15 protein-coding genes are annotated in these 19,339 nt (G+C 67.5%); 6 read left to right on the top strand and 9 right to left on the bottom strand.

Going from position 1 to position 19,339, the window contains the following annotated elements; genetic code table 11:
• Positions 1–13: 13 nt before the first annotated feature.
• Positions 14–1,141 carry an acyl-CoA dehydrogenase family protein gene (locus AC07XB_RS13120; protein WP_492827913.1) on the top strand — a complete coding sequence of 376 codons (1,128 nt, stop codon included), beginning with the start codon at positions 14–16 and terminating at the stop codon, positions 1,139–1,141.
• Between the two features lie 435 nt (positions 1,142–1,576).
• On the opposite strand, the gene AC07XB_RS13115 is transcribed toward AC07XB_RS13120, so the two are convergent.
• From AC07XB_RS13115 to AC07XB_RS13095, 5 genes are all read right to left on the bottom strand, one after another.
• A complete protein-coding gene (locus AC07XB_RS13115) occupies positions 1,577–3,115 on the bottom strand; it encodes an acetolactate synthase large subunit (RefSeq protein ID WP_492811174.1) in 1,539 nt (512 codons plus the stop codon).
• Positions 3,116–3,237: 122 nt separating this feature from the next.
• Positions 3,238–4,047 carry a GntR family transcriptional regulator gene (locus AC07XB_RS13110; RefSeq protein WP_492374509.1) on the bottom strand — a complete coding sequence of 270 codons (810 nt, stop codon included), beginning with the start codon at positions 4,045–4,047 and terminating at the stop codon, positions 3,238–3,240.
• Between the two features lie 213 nt (positions 4,048–4,260).
• Positions 4,261–5,316, bottom strand: a complete 1,056-nt coding sequence (locus AC07XB_RS13105) for a DUF535 family protein (protein ID WP_492827915.1) — start codon at positions 5,314–5,316, stop codon at positions 4,261–4,263.
• 341 nt (positions 5,317–5,657) lie between these two features.
• The gene (locus AC07XB_RS13100) at positions 5,658–6,887 is read right to left on the bottom strand and encodes an MFS transporter (RefSeq protein WP_492827917.1); all 1,230 of its coding nucleotides are present in this window, start codon (positions 6,885–6,887) and stop codon (positions 5,658–5,660) included.
• Between the two features lie 119 nt (positions 6,888–7,006).
• On the bottom strand, positions 7,007–8,488 hold the full coding sequence (locus tag AC07XB_RS13095) for an SLC13 family permease (RefSeq protein WP_492827919.1): 1,482 nt from the start codon (positions 8,486–8,488) through the stop codon (positions 7,007–7,009).
• 135 nt (positions 8,489–8,623) lie between these two features.
• Here AC07XB_RS13095 and AC07XB_RS13090 point away from each other — a divergent pair, with 135 nt between their 5' ends.
• The 4 genes from AC07XB_RS13090 to AC07XB_RS13075 are packed head-to-tail and all read left to right on the top strand — an operon-like array spanning position 8,624 to position 11,723.
• Positions 8,624–9,424 (top strand): AraC family transcriptional regulator, encoded by an 801-nt coding sequence (locus AC07XB_RS13090; protein WP_492827921.1) that lies wholly within the window; start codon positions 8,624–8,626, stop codon positions 9,422–9,424.
• The gene (locus AC07XB_RS13085; RefSeq protein ID WP_492827923.1) at positions 9,421–10,395 is read left to right on the top strand and encodes an FUSC family protein; all 975 of its coding nucleotides are present in this window, start codon (positions 9,421–9,423) and stop codon (positions 10,393–10,395) included. The genes AC07XB_RS13090 and AC07XB_RS13085 overlap by 4 nt, the downstream gene beginning before the upstream one ends.
• A 27-nt stretch (positions 10,396–10,422) precedes the next feature.
• Positions 10,423–10,938: a MarR family winged helix-turn-helix transcriptional regulator gene (locus AC07XB_RS13080; protein WP_492827925.1), complete on the top strand. Its 516-nt coding sequence runs from the start codon at positions 10,423–10,425 to the stop codon at positions 10,936–10,938.
• The gene (locus AC07XB_RS13075; RefSeq protein WP_492827927.1) at positions 10,935–11,723 is read left to right on the top strand and encodes a DNA alkylation repair protein; all 789 of its coding nucleotides are present in this window, start codon (positions 10,935–10,937) and stop codon (positions 11,721–11,723) included. Before AC07XB_RS13080 ends, AC07XB_RS13075 begins: the two co-directional genes overlap by 4 nt.
• Before the next feature lie 54 nt (positions 11,724–11,777).
• On the opposite strand, the gene AC07XB_RS13070 is transcribed toward AC07XB_RS13075, so the two are convergent.
• The 3 genes from AC07XB_RS13070 to AC07XB_RS13060 are packed head-to-tail and all read right to left on the bottom strand — an operon-like array spanning position 11,778 to position 17,455.
• A complete protein-coding gene (locus tag AC07XB_RS13070; protein ID WP_492827929.1) occupies positions 11,778–14,918 on the bottom strand; it encodes an efflux RND transporter permease subunit in 3,141 nt (1,046 codons plus the stop codon).
• A gap of 13 nt (positions 14,919–14,931) precedes the next feature.
• The gene (locus AC07XB_RS13065; protein ID WP_492374501.1) at positions 14,932–16,143 is read right to left on the bottom strand and encodes an efflux RND transporter periplasmic adaptor subunit; all 1,212 of its coding nucleotides are present in this window, start codon (positions 16,141–16,143) and stop codon (positions 14,932–14,934) included.
• Positions 16,144–16,192: 49 nt separating this feature from the next.
• A complete protein-coding gene (locus AC07XB_RS13060; RefSeq protein WP_492374510.1) occupies positions 16,193–17,455 on the bottom strand; it encodes a TolC family protein in 1,263 nt (420 codons plus the stop codon).
• Positions 17,456–17,986: 531 nt separating this feature from the next.
• Here AC07XB_RS13060 and AC07XB_RS13055 point away from each other — a divergent pair.
• Positions 17,987–18,763, top strand: coding sequence for a sulfite exporter TauE/SafE family protein (locus tag AC07XB_RS13055; RefSeq protein WP_459374774.1), 777 nt, complete (start codon positions 17,987–17,989; stop codon positions 18,761–18,763).
• On the opposite strand, the gene AC07XB_RS13050 is transcribed toward AC07XB_RS13055, so the two are convergent.
• Positions 18,760–19,245 carry a GFA family protein gene (locus AC07XB_RS13050; protein ID WP_492827932.1) on the bottom strand — a complete coding sequence of 162 codons (486 nt, stop codon included), beginning with the start codon at positions 19,243–19,245 and terminating at the stop codon, positions 18,760–18,762. The genes AC07XB_RS13055 and AC07XB_RS13050 overlap by 4 nt on opposite strands.
• Between the last annotated feature and the right edge of the window lie 94 nt (positions 19,246–19,339).

Here is a 19,339-nt window from a genome sequence, read left to right as displayed (position 1 = left end):
AACAAGCACAGTCATGGACTTCAACTACAGCGAAGAACAGCAGATGCTGGCGGACAGCCTGCGCCGCTTCATCGATACCGAATACACCTTCGATAAACGCCGCAAGAGCGCCCGCGGCGGCGGCAGCCTCAACCGCGCCACCTGGGCGCAGCTAGCCGAAATGGGCGTGCTCGGCCTGACCGTGCCCAGCGAATACGGCGGCTTCGGCGAAAGCGCCGCCAGCCAGCTGGTGGTGCAGCGCGAACTGGGCCGTGGCCTGGTGCTGGAACCGGTCACGCCCACCGCGGTGATGGCCACTGCCGTGCTCAGCGCCTACGGCAGCGCCGCCCAGAAAAACGATTGGCTGCCCGCCATCGCCGCCGGCGAACGCGTGGTCACCCTCGCCTACCTCGAACCCACCACGCGCTACCGCCCCGAGACGGCGCGCGCCAGCGCCGAGCGCAAGGGCGACGGCTACGTCCTTAACGGCAACAAAAGCCTGGCCTGGCACGGCGAAGCCGCCGACGCCTTCCTGCTCACCGCGCGCGTGTGCGGCAGCAACGAGCTAGCCCTGTTCCTGGTACCCGGCAACGCCGCCGGCCTCACCGTGCGCGGCTATCCCACCATGGACAGCCTGCGCGCCGCCGACCTCGCCCTGCAGAACGTCACCGTGGACGCCAGCGCCATGATCGGCAACGCAGCCGACGGCCTGCCCGCCCTGCTCCACGGCATCGACCACGGCATTGCCGCGCTATGCGCCGAAGCCGCCGGCGCCATGGAAAAACTGATCGAGATCACCGCCGAGTACCTGCGCACGCGGCAGCAGTTCGGCAAGCCGCTAGCCGTGTTCCAGGCGCTGCAGCACCGCATGGCCGACATGCTCGTACAAAAGGAACTGGCGTTGTCGATGGCCTACGTGGCAGCGCAAGCCCTGGACGAAACCGACCCCGCCCAACGCCGCCGCATGCTCAGCGCCGCCAAGGTCACGGTTGCCAAGGCCGGCCGCCTCGTCGGCCAGCAAGCCGTGCAACTGCACGGCGGCATGGGGATGACAGACGAACTGGAGGTTGGGGATTACTTCAAGCGGCTGACGATGATCGACCCGTTGCTGGGCGACAGCGATTTCCATGTGCAGCGATATGGCGAGGTGATGGCAGCGTAAAGCCCGGCCCGGGCATACGAGCGAGCGCGATACTGCGAGCGCCCGCCCTCTCCCCAGCGGGAGAGTCAGAACATCGATTCGGTGTAGCCGTGTCTCCCGCCGGTCAGGCGGGAGACACCCACACGCGATGCGAAGCGAGCCGTGTAGGTGTTCAGAGGCCGTATGGGGCGCCTCGGGATTCGGCGAAAAGAGCGGAAAAGAGGGACCCATGTCTGAGTATCGCCCTAAGGCGATGCGAGTTTGGGTCCCGGCCGCTCTTTTCGCCGAAGCCCGAGGGGGTAGTCGCCCCATCCGGCGCGCCTTCTTTGCCTACTTTCTTGGCAAGACAAGAAAGTAGGTCGCCGCCCCGCAGGCGTGGTGAAACTGCCTTTGACTTTAAGCTCTTGACGTTGAAGTTAAGCAGCTGCAGCTGGGACCATCAACCCACCTCCAACCTCAAATCACCAACTCAATAACAAACGGCCCCCGCCGAGCATTAGCCATACCAAACAACTCAGCAAACCGCTCCATATCCTCAGCCCGCGCAGCCTCCACCCCCATCCCATTGGCCAACTGCACCCAGTTGAGATCCGGATTGCCGATATCCAGCATATCAAGCGCAGTCTTGCCCGGATTGGCCCCAACCCCAGCCAGCTCACCCAGCAAAATCGCGTACTTGCGATTGGCCAGAATCACCACGGTAACGTCGAGCTTCTCGCGCGCCATCGTCCACAGCGATTGCAGCGTGTACATCCCCGAGCCATCGGCCTGCAACGCGACCACCCGGCGCCCCGGCGCGGCGACCGCGGCGCCAGTCGCCAGCGGCAGCCCATCGCCGATAGCGCCACCAGTCAGTTGCAGCCAGTCATGCGGCGCGGCATGCACGGTCCCCGGATAAAACGCACGCCCAAAGCTCACGCTCTCTTCCACCACGATGGCCTGCTCCGGCAGCAGTGCGGTCAGCGTTTGCGCGACCGCCTCGGAGGTTACCGCGCCCTTGGCGATCCCACGCGGCGCGACCGAAGCCGGCACCGACACCGAGGGGGCGCCAAGCTCGTCGGCAAGACGCGCCAGGGCTTCGGCCAGATCTTGTTCCGGACGTGCCAGCACATGGATCTCAGCGTCTTCCGGATATGGGCGCGGCGACTTGCCCGGATAGGCGAAGAACGTCACCGGCGGCGGCGCGCCCACCAGGATGACGTTGCGGATGCCCGCCAGCTTGTCACGCGCCACGTCGCCGGAATAGGGCACCCGATCCACGTTGAAACGGCCACGGCCGCGCGACACGCGGGCGTTGGACATCGGCGTGATCAGGCGCGCATCGGTGGCAGCGGCGATGCGGTGTGCATCGGCCAGCGGCGCCTCGCGCAGCGCGGTGCCGGCCAGCACGATCAGCGTGGGCTGGCCCGAACGCAGCAGGCGTGCAGCTTGCTGGACGGCATCGGGCGAGACCTTGGGCACCGGCAGCGGCGCCAGCGGCGCGCCTACCTTGCCGCCGGCATCCCAGCAGACATCCGAGGGCAGGATCAGGCTGGCGACCCCACCGGGGGCGGCGCACGCGGCCTGCACGGCCGTGGCGGCATCGGCGCCGACCGATGCGGCATCCGTGGCGGTGCGGGTCCAGACCGAGACGGGGCGCGCCCAGCCTTCGGTATCGGCCGTCAGCGGTGCGTCGAACGGACGGTGATAGGTAGCCTGGTCGCCCACGATGTTGATCACCGGCGTCTGCGCGCGGCGCGCGTTATGCAGGTTGGCCAGGCCATTGGCCAGGCCCGGGCCGCAGTGCAGCAGCGTGGCTGCCGGCTTGTCAGCCATGCGCGCGTAGCCATCGGCCGCGCCGGTCACCACGCCCTCAAACAGGCCGAGCACGCAACGCATGCCGGGAATGCGGTCGAGCGCGGCCACGAAGTGCATCTCGCTGGTGCCGGGGTTGGCAAAGCAGGTGTCCACGCCGCAAGCCAGCAGCGTCTTGACCAGGCTCTCGGCGCCGTTCATCTCGCCCCGCCCGTTGTCTCCATGGCTGGCGGGGGTTCCTGGGTTGCGATCGGTATTCGGCATCTTGTTCTTTTCCATTTGGCGCGTTGGGGGATGAGTTCGGGGATGGGTTCGGGGATAGGCTAGTCAGGACTGCGTGAGCGGCGTGCCGGCGTGGCGCCCGCGCCGTGCGCGAGCAGGTCGAAATCCAGGCAGACGAACTCGCTCGGGAATTCGATGCGCGCGTAATAGACGATCACGCCGTCTACGCACGCATAGCGCCGCAACTCGGCCACCGGCGCGCCAACGGGCAAGGCCAGCCGGGCGGCCGATTCCGCGCCCGCCGCAATGATCGACAGGCGCTGCCTGGCAGCGGTGACCTTCAGCTGGGGGAAACGGTCGAGCACCGGCACCGAAGCCCCGTGGCGGAACGCTTCCGGCTCCCGGGCAAACACGCTGGCCTCGATAAAGACCTCGCCCAGCGCGAACGGGCGCAGCTCGATCGTGTGCAGACGGCGCAGGAAGTGATAGCCCGGCGCGCGCGCGGCGGCGCAAGGCATGCCCAGTTCGTCCGGCAAGGTGACGGTGCCGTCGGACTCGGACAGCGCCTCGGTGTCGAGCTGCTCGCCGACGGCCACCACCTGGTCCCAGCTCACCGGCAGCCTCATGGCGCGGCGCTCGCGGCAGCTTGCCTTGACGAACGTGCCGCGCCCGCGCTCGCGGATCAGCAGGCCTTCTTCGTCAAGCAGGGAGAGCGCGTGATGCATGGTCATGCGCGCCACGCCGAACTCGCGGCAAAGCTGCTCGAGCGACGGAATGCGCTCGCCTTGGCGCCACTCGCCACTCTCGATATGGCGGCGGAAGATCGTGGCGAGCTGGAGGTAGACCGGCTGGCGGCTGCGGGACAAGAGGTCGCTGGAAGCGGGCAAGGCGGTGAAAGCTGGATTCGACATCGATGGCGGAAGCAACGCAGCAACTGCGAAAGCCGGGGGCGCCAGCGTGTTATCGCCGGCTGGAAGTGGCTTACAGAAGTGGCCTACTTTAATAAGGTCTATAAACCTAGACTACTAGGGTTTACTGCAGCCCCGTCACTGGCGCAAAAAAAAGCGCAGGCCGAAGCCCGCGCTTTTCTTTGTGTGTCCGTCGCGGCTTGTCGCCGCCCTGCCTCACGCTGCAAGCGGCTCCGCGCTGCCCGGCGCAATGACCTGCGTCAGGGTGGGCGCCGGGGTGGTTGCCTGCGGCACGGCGGGCGCCGCGAACCAGCCGTGCACGGCCGCGTGGATGGCCTCTACCTGGGCCAGCTTGCGCCGGTACGCGGAGCGCTTCTTGGACGGCAGCGCCATCACATCGCGGCGCGGCTGGTTGACCGGCACCTCGACATTGCCGCAAGGCATTGGCTGGCCCGCGGACTCCATCCAGAAGCCCTCGTAGTCGCAGCGGATCTCGCGCGGGGTATGGCGTTGGCGGCCCACGTGATTTTTCTTGCTGACGCCTACGATGCGTTGCACCCCAAGTAAGGCGGCAAAGCCGAGCAGCGCTTCCATGACCGCGTCCTTGGGACGCAGGCCTTCGCATGCCTTGGTGGCTTCGCGGATCAGGTCGCGGCTGCTCTCGCCCATGGGGCCTTGCAGGCCCCCGACGAAGATCTCCGTGCCGCCCTTGCGTTGCGCCAAGTAGAAGCTGAGCTGGCTCAGGCACACGCCGCTGGCCGTGTCCAGCCAATAAAAGGCCAGTTCGCCTTCCTTGGGATTCGGCCCCGAATCCGCCAGGCGCAGCCTATAGCGGCCATCGCCCGTCGCCCATTCGAGCCCGCCGCCCACGTAGACGCGTTCGCTCAGCGCCAGCGGCACCAGCGTGCTCATCGCACGGTAGTGATCCAGCACCGTACGCATGCGCTCGCGAAAGCTCAGCCCAAATGCGCCAAGCGGGCGATACGGGCGTTCGAGCAGCGAAGGCTTGGCCATGGCCACGCACCGCATCAGCGCGCAGGAGTCGACCGCCTGCAACCAGCTGCGCACCGCGGCAAAGCGGAATGCGGACCGGCAGATCAGCTTGAAACGCTTGAAAACCCACTTCTTGCCGCCCGGCGGGTGGCAAAACGCCGACAACGCAGTGAGCGCCGCCAGATAGCGAAAATAGAAAAAAGGCCCGAGATCGTGAAAAAATCCCCTGGCATTCAGCCCCGACAGCCATTGAAGGCTCGAGATTGGTCCTTGCACCACTTGACGCTCCCCTGTTCCCAATGCAGCAAAGCCGGTATCCGGTCTTGTGGTGCTGCGCTTACGATTCAAAATCGCCGCGCCCGCCACGACGGCGACGGGGCAGGCGGCCAGGCGTAGCCTGGATCACGGGGCAAGGCTGGCAGCGTGGGGGGCCACCGGGCCAAGTGTTTCAGCCCCGTAATATTTCGTAACGAATAGTAATACGTCCGGTTGACAGGAAATGCAGTCATTTCCCTTGGACCGAAAAAAAATTTCGGCGGGGCGCCCGGGAACATCGATAGATCAGGTCGCTGCCTGGATCAAGCGCGCAGGACGCGCGCCTTGGCCCCGGCGATCCGGGATCAGCGCGGCGGCGCGCCTGCGAGTCGTGGCTCCGTCGCGAAGTACAGGCCCGCCATGGCCGGCAGGCCGAAGCCGATCCAGCTGGTGAGCGTCCAGCCGCCTTGGGCAAAGGCCCATGCCCCGACGGCCGATGCCACGGCGCCGCCGGTGAAGAAAATCGCCATGAAGAGCCCGTTCAGGCGGCTGCGATAGGCAGCGCCCAGCGCAAAGATGGCGCGCTGGCCGACGACCAGGCTGGCCGCCACGCCAAAATCCAGCACGATAGCGGCAATCGTCAGCGCCGCCAGGGCCAAGGGCGAGCCGGGCATGCCAGCCTGGCCCAGCACAAAGGCGCCGGCCGCGAGCAACATGGCGAGCAGGGTCATGCCCCGGCCACGGCCGCGATCGGCCTGGCGCCCTGCGATGGGCGCGGCCACCGCTCCCGCCACGCCAGCCAGCGCGAACAGGGCGATGCCCTTCTGGCTCAGGCCGAACTCGGGGCCGGCGAGCCACAGGGGCACGGTAGTCCAGAACAGGCTGAACGCCCCAAACATGCATGCCTGGTAGGCCGCACGCCGGCGCAGTACGGGCTGCGAGCGCAGCAACTGCCACATGGACACCAGCAACACGCCATATCGCACCGCGGGCGCCGGGCGGCGATCCGGGAGCAGCCGCATGAGCACAGCGGCGAGCAAGGCCATGCCCACGGCCGAGCCCGCGAAGATGGCATGCCAGCCCCACAGGTCGGTGACCAGGCTGGCGGCCGGGCGGGCCAGCATGATGCCCAGCATCAGGCCACTCATGACATTGCCGACGACACGGCCGCGCGCGTGCTCAGGCGCCAGGTGCGCGGCAAACGGCACCAGGACCTGCGCCGCCACGGAGCTCAGCCCGATGCAGACGGCCGCCAGCAGAAACACCCCGGCATGGCCGGCCAGCGCCGCGCCGGCCAGTGCCAGGGCGCTCGCGGCCAGCAGGCTGCAGATCAGCCGGCGGTTCTCGATGATGTCGCCCAGCGGCACGATCAGCAGCAGGCCCGCGCCGTAACCGGCCTGGATCAGGGTCACGATCAGGCCCGCCGCCTGCGGCGACAGCCCCAGCGCGTGGCCAATCGGGCCGATCAACGGCTGCGCGTAATACAGGTTGGCCACGATCAGGCCGCAGGCGGTGGCCAGCAGCAGGGTCATCCAGCTTGCGCCGCCCACGGGGCCGGCTTGCGCTTGCGGCGCGCAGTGCGCTCTTGTCGTCATGGTTGCCTTCTACAGTGGAGCTCGGCTTACCCGCATGCCAGCCCACCCGGGGCTGGGGTTAACCAGAAGTCGAAGGCCGAGATCATGCCTCAGTTAGCGCAAGCTTGCTGACAGCGCGCTCAAGGCAGGTAGCCCAGCAAACGCCACCAGAAGTAATCCAGCGGCAGCAGCACCAGCAAGGTCAGCGCGGCCAGCGCCAGGCACATGCGGGTTCCGTCGCGCAGCCCCACGCCACCGAGCTGCATGGCGATCACGATGGGTGGCGACTGGTAAGGGAAGAACACCGTGGAGAACACGGGAACCTGCAGCATCAGCACGGCTTCCAGCGACAAACCCGTGGCCTGCGCCAGCTGTTTGGCCAGCGGCGTCAGCACGGCCGGCAGTCCGGGCAGCGTCGTCATGAGCCCCAGGCTCGCCCCGACCGCGCCAAGCGCGGCCACATTGGCGGCGGTGTGCCCCGGCGAAAGGGGCAGCCAGCGCAGCAGTGCCGTGCTGATGGCAGTCCCCAGCCCGGTGGATTCCACCACGGCGCCCAGGCCGAGAAAGCCGGCCACATAGATCAGGGGCGTGAGGTGCACCTGCTCGGCCAGCATGCGCGAGGAAACCAGGCCCACGCCCGGCAACAGGCAGACGATGCATGCCGCCAGCGAGATCCAGGCCGGCGAGATGCCGTGCAGCGCGTCGGTGGCAAAACCGGCCACGGCCAGCACCAGGATCACCGCCAGCAACTTCTCCTGCCGGCTCGGCGCGCTCGCTTGCTCGCGCGGGAGTGCCGCGATCGGCCCGTGCTCGGGAAACAGCCGGCATACCAGCCAGACCAGCATCACGGTCTTGAGCAGGCCGAGGATGGGGAAATGCAGCAGGAGATAGCTGCCATAGCTCAGGTTGACGCCGTACAGGGAGCTAGCCGCGCCGAGCAACACGCTGTTGGGGATATTGGCTGGCAGGATGGTGGTGGGCGGCATGTAGCTGGCGGCGGCCACCGTCAGCACCATGCCGATGCGGCCGTTGGAGCCCGGTGCAAAGCCAAGCCGGTCGGCCAGCGCCAGCACGATCGGCATCAGCAGCAGCACGCGCCCGGTGGTCGACGGCATCAGGAATGCCAGCCCCACGGCGCTCACCGCCACGGTGCCGATCACCTGGCGGTAGCTGCCCACCCGGCCACGGAAGATGATGGCCGCCAGGCGCTGCGCCAGCCCGGTCTGGCGCAAGGCCACGCCGGTTACCGCGCCGCCGAACATGAGCCACCACGCGGTAGAGGCAAAGCCCGAGAACACCACGGGGGCCGGCGCCACGTGCAGCACGACGGCGCACAGGAAGAACAGCAACGTCGTAGCCGGCTCGGGCAGCACGCCCAGCGCCCAGCAGCACACGGTGGACGCCACCAGCGCCCCCGCCAGCACCAGGCCGCCGGGTGCGCCGGTGGCGCGCCCCACCAGCCATACCGCCGCCACGCACAGGGCGATGACGATGGCGGCACGCGCGCTGTCCGACAGCTTGCCCGCGGGCGCGGGGCCTGCGGCGGGTGGCGCCTTGGAAGCGGCGGGATTGCCGGGAAGGCTGGCCGGGGGCGGCAAGCCGGGCTGACTGGTATTGCTCATGCGAGGGAACTCCGTGGTGCCATGCGATGAGCGCCATCGTAGGACGCGCCAATCTGGCCGGGTTACACTTCTCGGGCAATTTCTTACGAATGCCAGCCACACCCAAAAACCTGCGCCAAAGCCGCGCCGAGCCAGATGCCACGCACCACCTACCAGCCCGTCCCGCTGACCCAGCCCACCGCCGAGCAACCGGTCATCGTGCATCTGCGCCTGCCGCCGCCCAACGCCATCATTCGCCGCCACCGGCATGCTTGGGGGCAGATCTCGTGCCCCCTGCGCGGCAGCATGCGGGTGACCGCGGCAGGCACCACCTGGGTGGTGCCGACCATGCGCGCGGTGTGGATTCCGCCGGATGTGGAACACGAGGTGGTCACGCTGGGCGAGGCAGCGCTGCACGCCTGCTATGTGCTGCCGCAAGCGGCACCGCTGTCGCTCACCGCCTGCGCGGTCGTGGAAGTGTCGGCGTTGATGCGCAACCTGATGGTGGCGCTGACCGACGCCGCCAGCCAGTCCGCGCCACGGCGCCAGCTAAGCGCGGCCCTGCTGCTCGAGGAGTTGCGCACCGCGCCCACGCTTTGGCCTGGGCTGGCCTTGCCCACCGACCGCCGCCTTAAAGCGTTGTGCGACGCCTTGATGGAGCAGCCAGGGTCGGCGCTGAGCCTGGCGCAATGGGCCGAGCTGACGGGCGCCAGTGAGCGCACCCTGGCGCGGCTGTTCCGCACCGAGCTGCGCACCAGCTTTGCCGCCTGGCGCCAGCAATTGCGGCTGGCGCACGCCGTGGACCTGATGAGCCGCGGCAAGCCGCTCGCGCACGTGGCGGCCGAAACCGGCTATGCCAATGCCGGCGCCTTCTCCACCATGTTCCGGCGCGCGCTGGGACAGGCGCCGCGCGATTTTCTGGCGGCGGAGTCCCGCAATCACGGGAGGGGACATTGAGCGCAAAGACCCATCTTGCCAAAGCCATCCACTGGCCCGCCGGCGCGCAGGTGCATCCTCGCGAGATGCTCGCGGCAGCCCTGGGCATGGGCATGCCGCTGCTGCTTGCCGGCGCCACGGGGCGGATCGCACTTGGCCAGGCCGCCGCGCTAGGCAGCCTGGCGATCGGCGCCGGGGCGGTCGCCGGATCCGGGATCGACACGCAAGATGAATCCCGCATCAGGCCGCTGGCGGCCCTGCTTGCACCGGTTGCGGCTGCCGCGGCCATCGCGGCGGCCCTGGCGGGGCACGGCGCCCTGACCGATGTCATCGTCCTCTTGCTGGCCGGTGCGGCGGCCTGCATCGGCGGCTACAGCCGCCCGCTCGCGATCGCGGCCACGCGCTTCATCCTGTTCCTGATCATTGCCACAGGTGCGGCAAGCGCTGCGCCACATCGAGCAGCCTTTCTCCTGCTCACGCTGGCCGGCGCGCTCTGGACCTGCCTGCTGTGCCTGTGCCTCGCGCCGAGGGCCCGAGCGCTGCCGCAACCCGGCGCGCCCTTGCCGTTGCCCACCACGGCGCAGCGCCTGCGGCGATGGCGGCACACGCTGTCGCAGTGGGCCGGATGGCAGTACACGCTGCGGCTGGTGCTCGGCCTGGGCTGCGCCTGTATCCTGCGCTGGTTGCTCCCGGGCCATCACTTCGAATGGATCACGCTGACCGTGGCGATCCTGCTGCAGCGGCAGCCAGAGGGCTTCGCCGTCAAGGCCACGCAGCGGGTGGCCGGCACCCGGCCACTGCTGCGCCTGCGCAACTACCTGGCCTACTCGGCGGTCATGACCCCGCTGATGGTGATGATCATGGGCGCCAGCCGGCCGGCCGACGGCGGCATGCTGATGGACCGCGCGGCGGCGACGGTGATCGGGGCCGTCATCGTGTTGCTGGTCGACCGGATTGCCTTGAAGGCAGCTGGCGGCGTGCTTGCCAACTAGTTAGGCGGCATATAATATGGCGCCACTATGCAAGCACTCGAACAGAAGTACCTCGCCCTGCTCAACGAAGCCGAACGACGCCAGCTGCCCGACCTGGACAGCATCCAGCTGTGCTTCCGGGCACTGTCGCTGGCGTCCGCAATCGACCGCGACTGCGGTGCGCTGCTGGCTCCGCATGGCCTGTCCGAAGGCCGTTTCGTGCTGTTGTTCCTGCTGAACGCGGCCAAGGACGGGCTGGCGCCCAATACGCTCGCGGAGCAAGCCGGCGTCACGCGCGCCACCATCACCGGCCTGCTGGACGGGCTGGAGCGCGAGGCGCTGATCGAGCGCCATGCCGACACCACAGACCGGCGTGCCCTGACCATCCGGCTCACCCGCAAGGGCAAGCAGGTCGCCAAAAAGGTGTTTGACGAGCATGGCCGCTGGATCGCAAGCCTGTTCCGTGACTTATCCGCACAGGAGCGCGCCTTGCTCGACGGCCTGCTAAGCCAGGTTTCCGCGGGCATGGCCAAGCGCAATGGCGTGCCGGGGGATTCGGCATGAACCAGTCAGCGGCCCAGCCGGCAACACGCAAAGGCGCGAGCCGGGCGGCGGACATTCCCGCCGACATCCTCGCCGCGCTGGAGCGTGGCGAGCTGCAAAGCGCCACGCTCACCGAATGCCTGGCGTTGAACCAAGTCACGCTGCTGCGCGCCGTGTTTCCCAAACTCCCGCCAGCCGCCATGCAGCAAGCCGAAGCCGCCAGCCAGCTTGGCATCCTCAAGCGCATGGCCAGCATCGGCGCCATCCTCATCGAGCATCTTGGCGCCGCGGGCATCGCACGTTGCCAGGCGCATCCATCGGATACCGTGCGCGGCTGGGCCTGCTTCACGGTCGGCATGCGGCCGGGCCTGGACCTGAGCCAGCGCCTCGCGGCCATCCGGGCGCTGGCCGACGACCCGCATTTCGGCGTGCGCGAATGGGCCTGGATGGCAGCGCGGCCGCATCTCGCGGCGGACCTGGACACCTGCATCGCGCTGCTTGCCGCCTGGACGGCGTCGCCATCCGAGCGGCTGCGCCGCTTTGCCACCGAGGCACTGCGCCCGCGTGGAGTATGGTGCGCGCATATCGCCGCGCTGAAGAAGCAGCCCGCGCAAGCCCTGCCGCTGCTGGACGCGCTGAAGGCCGACCCCTCGGCCTATGTGCAGGACTCGGTGGCCAACTGGCTCAACGATGCGGCCAAGGACAGTCCCGACTGGGTGCGCAGCCTGTGCGAACGCTGGCAGCGAGGCGACCCGCCCGCCGCCACCCGCCGCATCTGCGCCCGTGCGCTGCGCAACCTCCGATGAAAAAAAGCCCGCCACCAAGGTGACGGGCTTTCGAGGCAGGCGACTACGGGAAGATCAGGCCGGCAGCGAATCCGACAAGCGGTTCTCCTTGCCATTGCCGTTGCCGTTGCCGTTGCCGTTCTCTTCGTCCGGCCAGTTGCGGCCGACCATCCACTCATACAGCGTGGGCAGCACGATCAGCGTGAGCATGGTGGCGGTGATCAGGCCGCCGATGATAACGATGGCCAGCGGGCGCTGCGTCTCCGAGCCGATGGCGCGCGAGATGGCCATCGGGAACAGGCCCAGCATGGCCAGCAGCGCGGTCATCAGCACCGTGCGCAGGCGGTCCATCGAGCCGGTCAGCACGGCCTGGCGCACCGGCATGCCTTCGTCGCGCAGCTGGTTGAAGTAGGTCACCATCACCACGCCGTTGAGCACGGCCTGGCCGAACAGCGCGATAAAGCCGATCGCAGCCGACACCGACAGCGGAATGCCGGTGATGAACAGCGCGAACACGCCGCCGATCAGCGCGAACGGAATGTTCGAGATGATCAGGGTCGCGCTCTTGAACGACTTGAAGGCATTGAACAGCAGCAGGAAGATCACCAGCACCGACAGCGGCACCACGATCGACAGCCGCGCCATGGCGCGCTCCTGGTTCTCGAACTCGCCCGACCAGCTGATCTTGACGTCATCGGCCTTGACGTTCTTGGCGACCAGTTCCTGCATGTCCTTCACCACGCTGCCCATGTCGCGGTCATGGATGAAGATGCCGATGGACGTGGTGCGCTGGCCGTTCTCGCGGCTGATGTTCATCGCGCCGGAAGCCGCGCGGAAGTGCACCAGTTGCGACAGCGGCACCTGCGCGCCGTCCGCCGTTTGCAGGAAGATATTCGGCAGGTTTGGCAGCTGGCGCTCGTTAGGCTTGAGACGCACCGCCACGCTGAAGTGCTTCTCGCCCTCCCACAGCTCGGTGGCTGCCTTGCCGGCAAGCGCGGTCTCCATCAGGTCCTGCACGTCTCCCACGTTGATGCCGTAGCGGGCGGCCTGGGCGCGGTCGAAGTCCAGCACGTACTGCGGCAGCTCGCCGTCGCGGTCGATAAAGGCGCGCATCACGCCCTGTACCGATTGCACGTTGGCGAGGATCTGGTCGGCCACGCGCTTGTTCTGCTGCAAGCTGTCGCTCTGCACCTTGATCACGATCTGGCCCTTGATCTGGGAGATGCTCTCAAGAATGTTGTCGCGCACCGGCTGCGAGAAATTCGGCTCGATGCCGGGTAGCTGGCGCAGGTTGGCGTTGATCTCGTTGATGATCTTGCGCTTGTCGTAGCCCGCGCGCCATTGCTTGTCGTTCTTCAGGTCGACCAGGATTTCGACGGTGTTGATCAGCTTTGGATCGGTGCCGTCGTCCGGGCGGCCCACCTTGGAGATGGTGGTATTGACCTCGGGCGTCTTGCGAATCACGCCACGCAGGCGGCGGGCCTGGTCGCGCGCTTCGTCGATGGACACCGACGCCGGCAGGTCGAAGCTGACCCACATCGAGCCTTCATCCAGCTCCGGCAGGAACTCGCTGCCGAGGAACTTGCCCACGCCAACCGTTGCCACCAGCAGGCCAACGGCGATGCCCACCACGGTGCGCTTGTGGTCCAGCGCCCAGGCCAGCATCGGCTCGTAGAGGCGCTTGCTATGGCGCACCATGAAGTTGTCTTCATGCGCGATGTTCTTGGTCAGCAGCAGGTGGCACAGCAGCGGCACCAGCGTCAGCGAGATGATCAGCGAGCCGACCAGCGCACCCGTCACGGTGTAGGCCATGGGCGCGAAGATCTTGCCCTCGTGGCGCTGCAGCGTAAAGATCGGGATGTGCGCGGCGATGATGATGATCATCGAGAACACGGTCGGGCGGCCCACTTCGGTGGTGGCCTGCAGGATGGCGTGCATGCGCGCGCGGCTGTCCTTGATCTGGGCTTCCTTCAGCTCGCCCAGCCGCTTGAAGATGTTCTCCACCACGATCACCGCGCCGTCCACGATGATGCCGAAGTCCATCGCGCCCAGCGACAGCAGGTTGGCGGGAATGCCCACCCAGGTCAGGCCGATGAACGTGGACAGCAGCGCCAACGGAATCACGATTGCCACGATGGCCGCGGCCCGCACATTGGCCAGGAACAGGTACAGTACGGCCATCACCAGCAGCGCGCCCTCGACCAGGTTGCCGAACACCGTGTGCAGGGTCTTGTCGATCAGCGTGGAGCGGTCGTAGTAGGGCACGATCTTCACGCCCTTGGGCAGGATCGAGTTGTCCAGCAGGTCGATCCTCTTCTTGAGCGCTTCGAGCACCAGCGAGGGGTTCTCGCCCTTGCGCATCACCACGATGCCCGAGACGATATCGTCCTCGTCGTCCTGGCCCATCAGGCCCTGGGGCGGCGCGGAACCGGTCCTGATCTCGGCGATGTCCTTGACCAGGATTGGCGTGCCATTGACTTCCGACACCACCACATCGGCGATATCGGCCGAGGTACGGAAGCTGCCCAGCGAGCGCAGCAGGAATTGCTGGCGCCCGTTGGCCACGGCGCCGCCGCCGGCGTTGGAGTTGGCGCGTTGCAGGGCGGTAAAGAGTTGCGAGAGCGAGATCTTGGCGTCGCGCATCTTCGCCAGGTTGGGGTTCACCTCGTACTGCTTGATGGTGCCGCCAATGGTGACAAGGTCGGCCACTCCCGGGACCTGGCGCAGGTTCTTCTCCACCACCCAGTCCTGCAGCGTGCGCAGTTCCTGCGCGCTGTAGCCCTTGCCGGTCAGGCGAAAGCGGAAGATCTCGCCGATGGCGGTGGACAGCGGCGCCAGCTCCGGCTGCACGCCGTCGGGCAGGTCCACCCCGCGCAGGCGCTCGATCACCTGCTGGCGGGCCACCACGTCGGTGGCCTTGTCATTGAAGGTGACCATCAGGAAGGACAGGCCGAACTGGGTGTGCGAGAACACCCGCACGGAGTTCGGCGTGCCGGCCAGCGCGGTTTCGATCGGGATCGTGACCTGGCGCTCAACTTCCTCGGCGGCGCGGCCCGGGTACAGCGTAATGACGTTGACCTGGATGTCGGAGACATCCGGGAAGGCTTCGATCGGCAGGTTCTTGAAGGCCGCAAGGCCACCCCCGATGAAGATGGCAAGGCCGAGCCAGACGAACAGCTTCTGGTGCAGGGCAAAATGGACGATGCGCGAAATCATGTGGCGGTCTTCCTCACTGCTTCGCGCTGGCGCTGCTGGCTTCGCTGGCGCGCGCCGCGTTGACCGCGGTGGCGTCTCGCAGGATGTCCTGCAGGTACAGGTTGCCGTCGGTCACCACCACGTCGCCATCCTTGAGCCCTTCGACCGCCTCGGTCATGCCGGGCAACGACACGCCCAGCTTGATCTGCTTGCGCTCAAAGCGGTTCTGGGCCGTGCGCACAAACACAAAGTGGTGGTTCTCGGCCAGGAACACCGCCTTGGACGGCACCGCGATCCCCTGGAAGGAGGCGGCCTGCAGCTTGGCGGTGACGAACATCTCGGCCTTCAGGCGACGGTCCGGGTTGGGCACCGACAAGCGCACCTTGATGCTGCGCGCCGCAGGATCCACGTAATCGGCCACCTTGACCACCTTGCCGGCGAAGGTCTCGCCGGGATAGGCGGCCGACACCAGTTGCACGGTCACGCCGGGCTTGAACAGGGCGATATCGGCCTCGGCCGCGTCGACCTGCGCCCACAGTTCGCCGGGATCGGTCACCAGGAACAGCGGCGCGGTGGGCGGCTGGTCGGGGCGCAGTTCCATGCCGTTATTGATATTGCGCTCCACCACCAGGCCATCGATCGGCGTACGCAAGGCAAAGCGGTTGCTCGCGCCCTCGCCCTGCGCGCCGGCGCCGTACTGGCGCAAGGCAGCCTGGGTGCGCTGCAGGTCGGCATTGGCCCGGGCGGCATCGGCCTGGGTCTGCTCCAGGTCCTTTTGCGCCACGACGCCAGCACCGTACAACTCGCGCTGGCGGGCCAGCGCCTTGCCGGCATAGGCGGCGTCGGCCGCGGCCTTGCGGGCGTCGGCCTGGGCCACGCCGAAATCGGTCGAGGTCAGCATGGCCAGCGCCTGCCCCGCCTTGACGTTGGTCCCCGGCTGCACCAACACCTCGGTCACGCGCCCGGCAAACGGCGTCGTCACGCGCACGGTACGGTCTTCATTCCAGACCAGGCGGCCTGGCAGGCTCAGCATGCGCTCGCCGCCGCTCTTGACGGTCTCGCCCACGATGCCAGGCAGCGTCCTGACCGTGGCCGGAAACTCAACGGTGTTACCGCTGACCTTGGGTTCGTCGCTGGGGGGCGGGGCTTCCTTCTTGCCGCAGGCGGCGAGCGCCAGCGCGACCAGCGAAAACGCGACCAGCCGGGCGGCGACGCCATGGCGGGCCGCGGCACGTACGGGGGACATCGAAGCAGGCTTAGCAGTCATCGGGACGGACATCGGAGCAGACACGGAATTAAGGACGCGGTACATCGGGGCGAGCCTGGGAATTGGGTGAGGACTGCAGGGCGGCGCGGTAAGCCGACAGGGATTTGGCGAAATCGCCTTGCGCGTTGACAGCGTCCAGGCGCGTCTGGCGCAAGGCCCGGCGCGCATCGAGCAGGTCCAGCACGCTGCTGGCGCCCTTGGCATAGGCAAACTCGGCGCTGCCGGCGACGCTCTCGGCGGTCGGCACCACGCCTTCGACCATCTGCTTGAGCGACAGGCGCGCGGCTTCAAGCTGGTTGCGCGAGCGCTCCAGCTCGTTCTGCGCCTCGAGCAGCACGCGGTTGCGATCATCCAGCGCGGCGTAGTAATCCACCTCGGCGCGGCGGGCTTCGCCGCCAAAGCTGTGGCGCACGTAGAGCGGGATCGACACGAACACGCCGAAGCTGTTGCCGCTGCCGGTCTGGTTGGCGGCCGAGACAGGGTAGTGCTCCGCCTGCGCGCCCACGGTGACATCCGGAACGCGCCCCGCGCGGGCCAGGTCGCGCGCGCTGGCGGCCGCAGCCAGGCGGGCTTGCGCCGCCGCCACGTCCGCGCGGCGCTGCACGGTGTCGGCGTCGGGCTGGGGCACCGGCACGTCCAGGGCGGGCCAGTCGGGCGTCAGGCGATTGTCGGCCAGCGTGCCGGGCACGCCGATGGCTTGCGCCAGCGCGGCCTTGTCGCTGGCATGGTCGGCCATGGCGCTGCGCAGATCGGCTTGCGCGCGCAGCACATCGAGCTGCAGCTTGGCCACATCGGCGCGCGACACATCGCCAGCCTTCAGGCGAGCCTCGTTGGCCTGCTGGGTGCGACCGTAGAGCGCCAGCGTCTCGTTGAGCACGGCAACCCGCTCCTGACTCACGAGTGCCTCATAGAACGCCTGGTCCACCAGGCTCGCCTGCTGGGTAATCACCGCCTGCAGCACTTCGCCGGCGGCGCGGCTGGAGGCTTGCGCGGTATCCACCCGCAAGCCTGCCTTGTTGGCGGTCTCGATCACCTGGTCCACACGCAGGGTGGAATCCACCGTCTTGCTGCGCGGGCCGCCCGAGTTGAAGCCGGCATGCGGGTTGATATTGGCCACGCCCAGGCTGAGCACGGGGTTGGGCCGTTGCGACGCAATCTGGATATCGGCCTGGCTGGCCTCCACATTGCGCCGCGCCGCGATGATGTCACGGTTGCAGCGCACGGCATCGACGCGCACCTGGGCGAGGGTCAGGGTAGCCTTGGACGGCGGCGCCACACAGGGGCCATCCATCGGCAAAGGTGCGCTTTGCGGCACATTCGAGCCGGCCGCGGCAGCGCCCGCAACGGCGCCGAGAAGGCTTAGCAGCAGGAAACGAGGAATGGAAAAAGACACGATCAATCTGGCTCGGTTCGACTTAAGTGTGCGGTAAACGACCATACCCGCCCATCGGTGCACCGAGTTAGCGAATATTCACGCATCTCCGTGGAACCCGACGTGTTCTTGCCGGTATCCGGCAACGGCGAACGATCTCCCGAGCGCATTCAAACCGAACTGCATTACAAACGCCTTTCACACTGCCAACAAATGTGGGAAATACCCCTCGAACACCCCAGTTTCGAGGGAAAACCCTGACAAATACGCTGCTTTCATGACAAAACGAAGTGGCCAGCAGGCGGGTCGCCAAAGCCGCGTATCATTACGCGCTTCGCGCCTTTTGCCCCCTCCGGAACGCCGGCCCGGGGCGTTATCACTCACCTCGCAGTGCACGTTGTTGCCACGCCATCGCCACGCTGTTGCCGTTAGAGCCGCCTCCCGTATTCCATGCTTGACCATTCCCTGCTGCCGTCCTTGCTGTCCGCCCTGTTGATCTTTGGCCTGGGCAGCGCGCTGGGCGCCGTGGGCGGGCTGTTCGGCATCGGCGGCGGGCTGATTGCCATTCCCGCGCTGGGCCTGCTCTATGGCATGGACCAGCAACTGGCGCAGGGCACCGCGCTGGTGATGATTGCGCCCAATGTGCTGATCGGCTTCTGGCAATACCGCCGGCGCGCCGACATCGCGCTGCGCACGGCGGTCGTGCTCGGGCTGTCAGCGGTGCTGGCGACTTATGCCTCGGCACGCCTCGCCACCGCCATCGACGCCGTGTTGCTGCGCCGCATCTTTGCCTGCTTCATGATCGGCCTGGCGCTCTATTTCCTCTGGCGGCTGCTGCCAGGGCGCGCCGCCACGGCGCAGCAGGCGCGCCTGTCACCGCGCTGGATTCCGGCGCTGGGCGTGGTCGGCGGCGCGTTCTCGGGCTTTTTCAGCGTAGGCGGCGGCGTGGTGGCGGCGCCGGCCTTGGTCGGGCTGTTCGGGTTCCGGCAGGCGGCTGCGCAAGGCCTGGCGCTGGCGCTGGTCACGCCCGGCGCGGTGGTGGCGCTGGCCACCTATGCCCATGCCGGCCATGTCGACTGGGCCAGCGGCATCCCGCTGTCACTCGGCGGCATGCTGACCATCTCGTGGGGCGTGGCGCTCGCCCACCGCATGCCGGAGCGGCGGCTGCGCGCCGCGTTTGCCCTGTGCCTGATCGCCACCGCGGGGATCATGCTGGCGCGCGGCTAACCTTGCAGGCCGCGGCGCCTGTGCCACTCGGCAAGTGACTCGGAGGGCCAGGTGCCGCAGTGCACATGGCCCCGCCCCTTGGGCACATCGACCCAGGGCGCGGCAAAATCCAGCGCGGCCTCCACCACCTCCGGCGGCTTGGGCAGCGGCGTATCGATCGCGGACGCCTGCGGATGCACCAACTCCGGCCAGCGCGGATCCCAGAGCCATAACGCGCTGCCGCATTTCAGGCAGAAATGCCGCTCCGCCGGCGAGCGGCCCGCGCGCTTTCCCGGCTCCCGCATCACCGCGTGATAGATGCCGACATGCCTTTTGCCGCGAACCGTCAGCGTGGCGGCGTCACCGCCGAGGTTGATGGCATAGCCACCGCCGCCTGCCGTCTTGCGGCAGATCGAGCAGTAGCAATGCATGAACGGATAAGGCGAGCCGGACTCCAGGCTGAAGCTGACCGCGCCGCAATGGCAGGAACCTTCGAGATGCATGGGATCTCCCTTGAGGACGGGACTCTAGTGTCCCGTTCCGCTGATTCGTTCGCAAAGTCTGTTGTGCTTGGAGAAGGAATTGTAGGTCGGCGTA

The organism is Cupriavidus sp. GW821-FHT02F09, from assembly GCF_059421605.1.
Note: the sequence above shows the minus strand (reverse complement) of the source record. Positions and strands in the feature narration are given on the sequence as shown.

What these genes read in the sequence shown, in the direction of transcription:
- AC07XB_RS13120 (WP_492827913.1), top strand. Translation starts at nt 14, where the DNA reads ATGGACTTCAACTACAGCGAAGAACAGCAGATGCTGGCGGACAGCCTG.
- AC07XB_RS13075 (WP_492827927.1), top strand. Translation starts at nt 10,935, where the DNA reads ATGAACCAGTCAGCGGCCCAGCCGGCAACACGCAAAGGCGCGAGCCGG.
- AC07XB_RS13095 (WP_492827919.1), bottom strand. Translation starts at nt 8,488, where the DNA reads ATGAGCAATACCAGTCAGCCCGGCTTGCCGCCCCCGGCCAGCCTTCCC.
- AC07XB_RS13115 (WP_492811174.1), bottom strand. Translation starts at nt 3,115, where the DNA reads ATGAACGGCGCCGAGAGCCTGGTCAAGACGCTGCTGGCTTGCGGCGTG.
- AC07XB_RS13050 (WP_492827932.1), bottom strand. Translation starts at nt 19,245, where the DNA reads ATGCATCTCGAAGGTTCCTGCCATTGCGGCGCGGTCAGCTTCAGCCTG.
- AC07XB_RS13065 (WP_492374501.1), bottom strand. Translation starts at nt 16,143, where the DNA reads ATGTCCCCCGTACGTGCCGCGGCCCGCCATGGCGTCGCCGCCCGGCTG.
- AC07XB_RS13100 (WP_492827917.1), bottom strand. Translation starts at nt 6,887, where the DNA reads ATGACGACAAGAGCGCACTGCGCGCCGCAAGCGCAAGCCGGCCCCGTG.
- AC07XB_RS13060 (WP_492374510.1), bottom strand. Translation starts at nt 17,455, where the DNA reads ATGGATGGCCCCTGTGTGGCGCCGCCGTCCAAGGCTACCCTGACCCTC.
- AC07XB_RS13055 (WP_459374774.1), top strand. Translation starts at nt 17,987, where the DNA reads ATGCTTGACCATTCCCTGCTGCCGTCCTTGCTGTCCGCCCTGTTGATC.
- AC07XB_RS13070 (WP_492827929.1), bottom strand. Translation starts at nt 14,918, where the DNA reads ATGATTTCGCGCATCGTCCATTTTGCCCTGCACCAGAAGCTGTTCGTC.
- AC07XB_RS13080 (WP_492827925.1), top strand. Translation starts at nt 10,423, where the DNA reads ATGCAAGCACTCGAACAGAAGTACCTCGCCCTGCTCAACGAAGCCGAA.
- AC07XB_RS13090 (WP_492827921.1), top strand. Translation starts at nt 8,624, where the DNA reads ATGCCACGCACCACCTACCAGCCCGTCCCGCTGACCCAGCCCACCGCC.
- AC07XB_RS13110 (WP_492374509.1), bottom strand. Translation starts at nt 4,047, where the DNA reads ATGTCGAATCCAGCTTTCACCGCCTTGCCCGCTTCCAGCGACCTCTTG.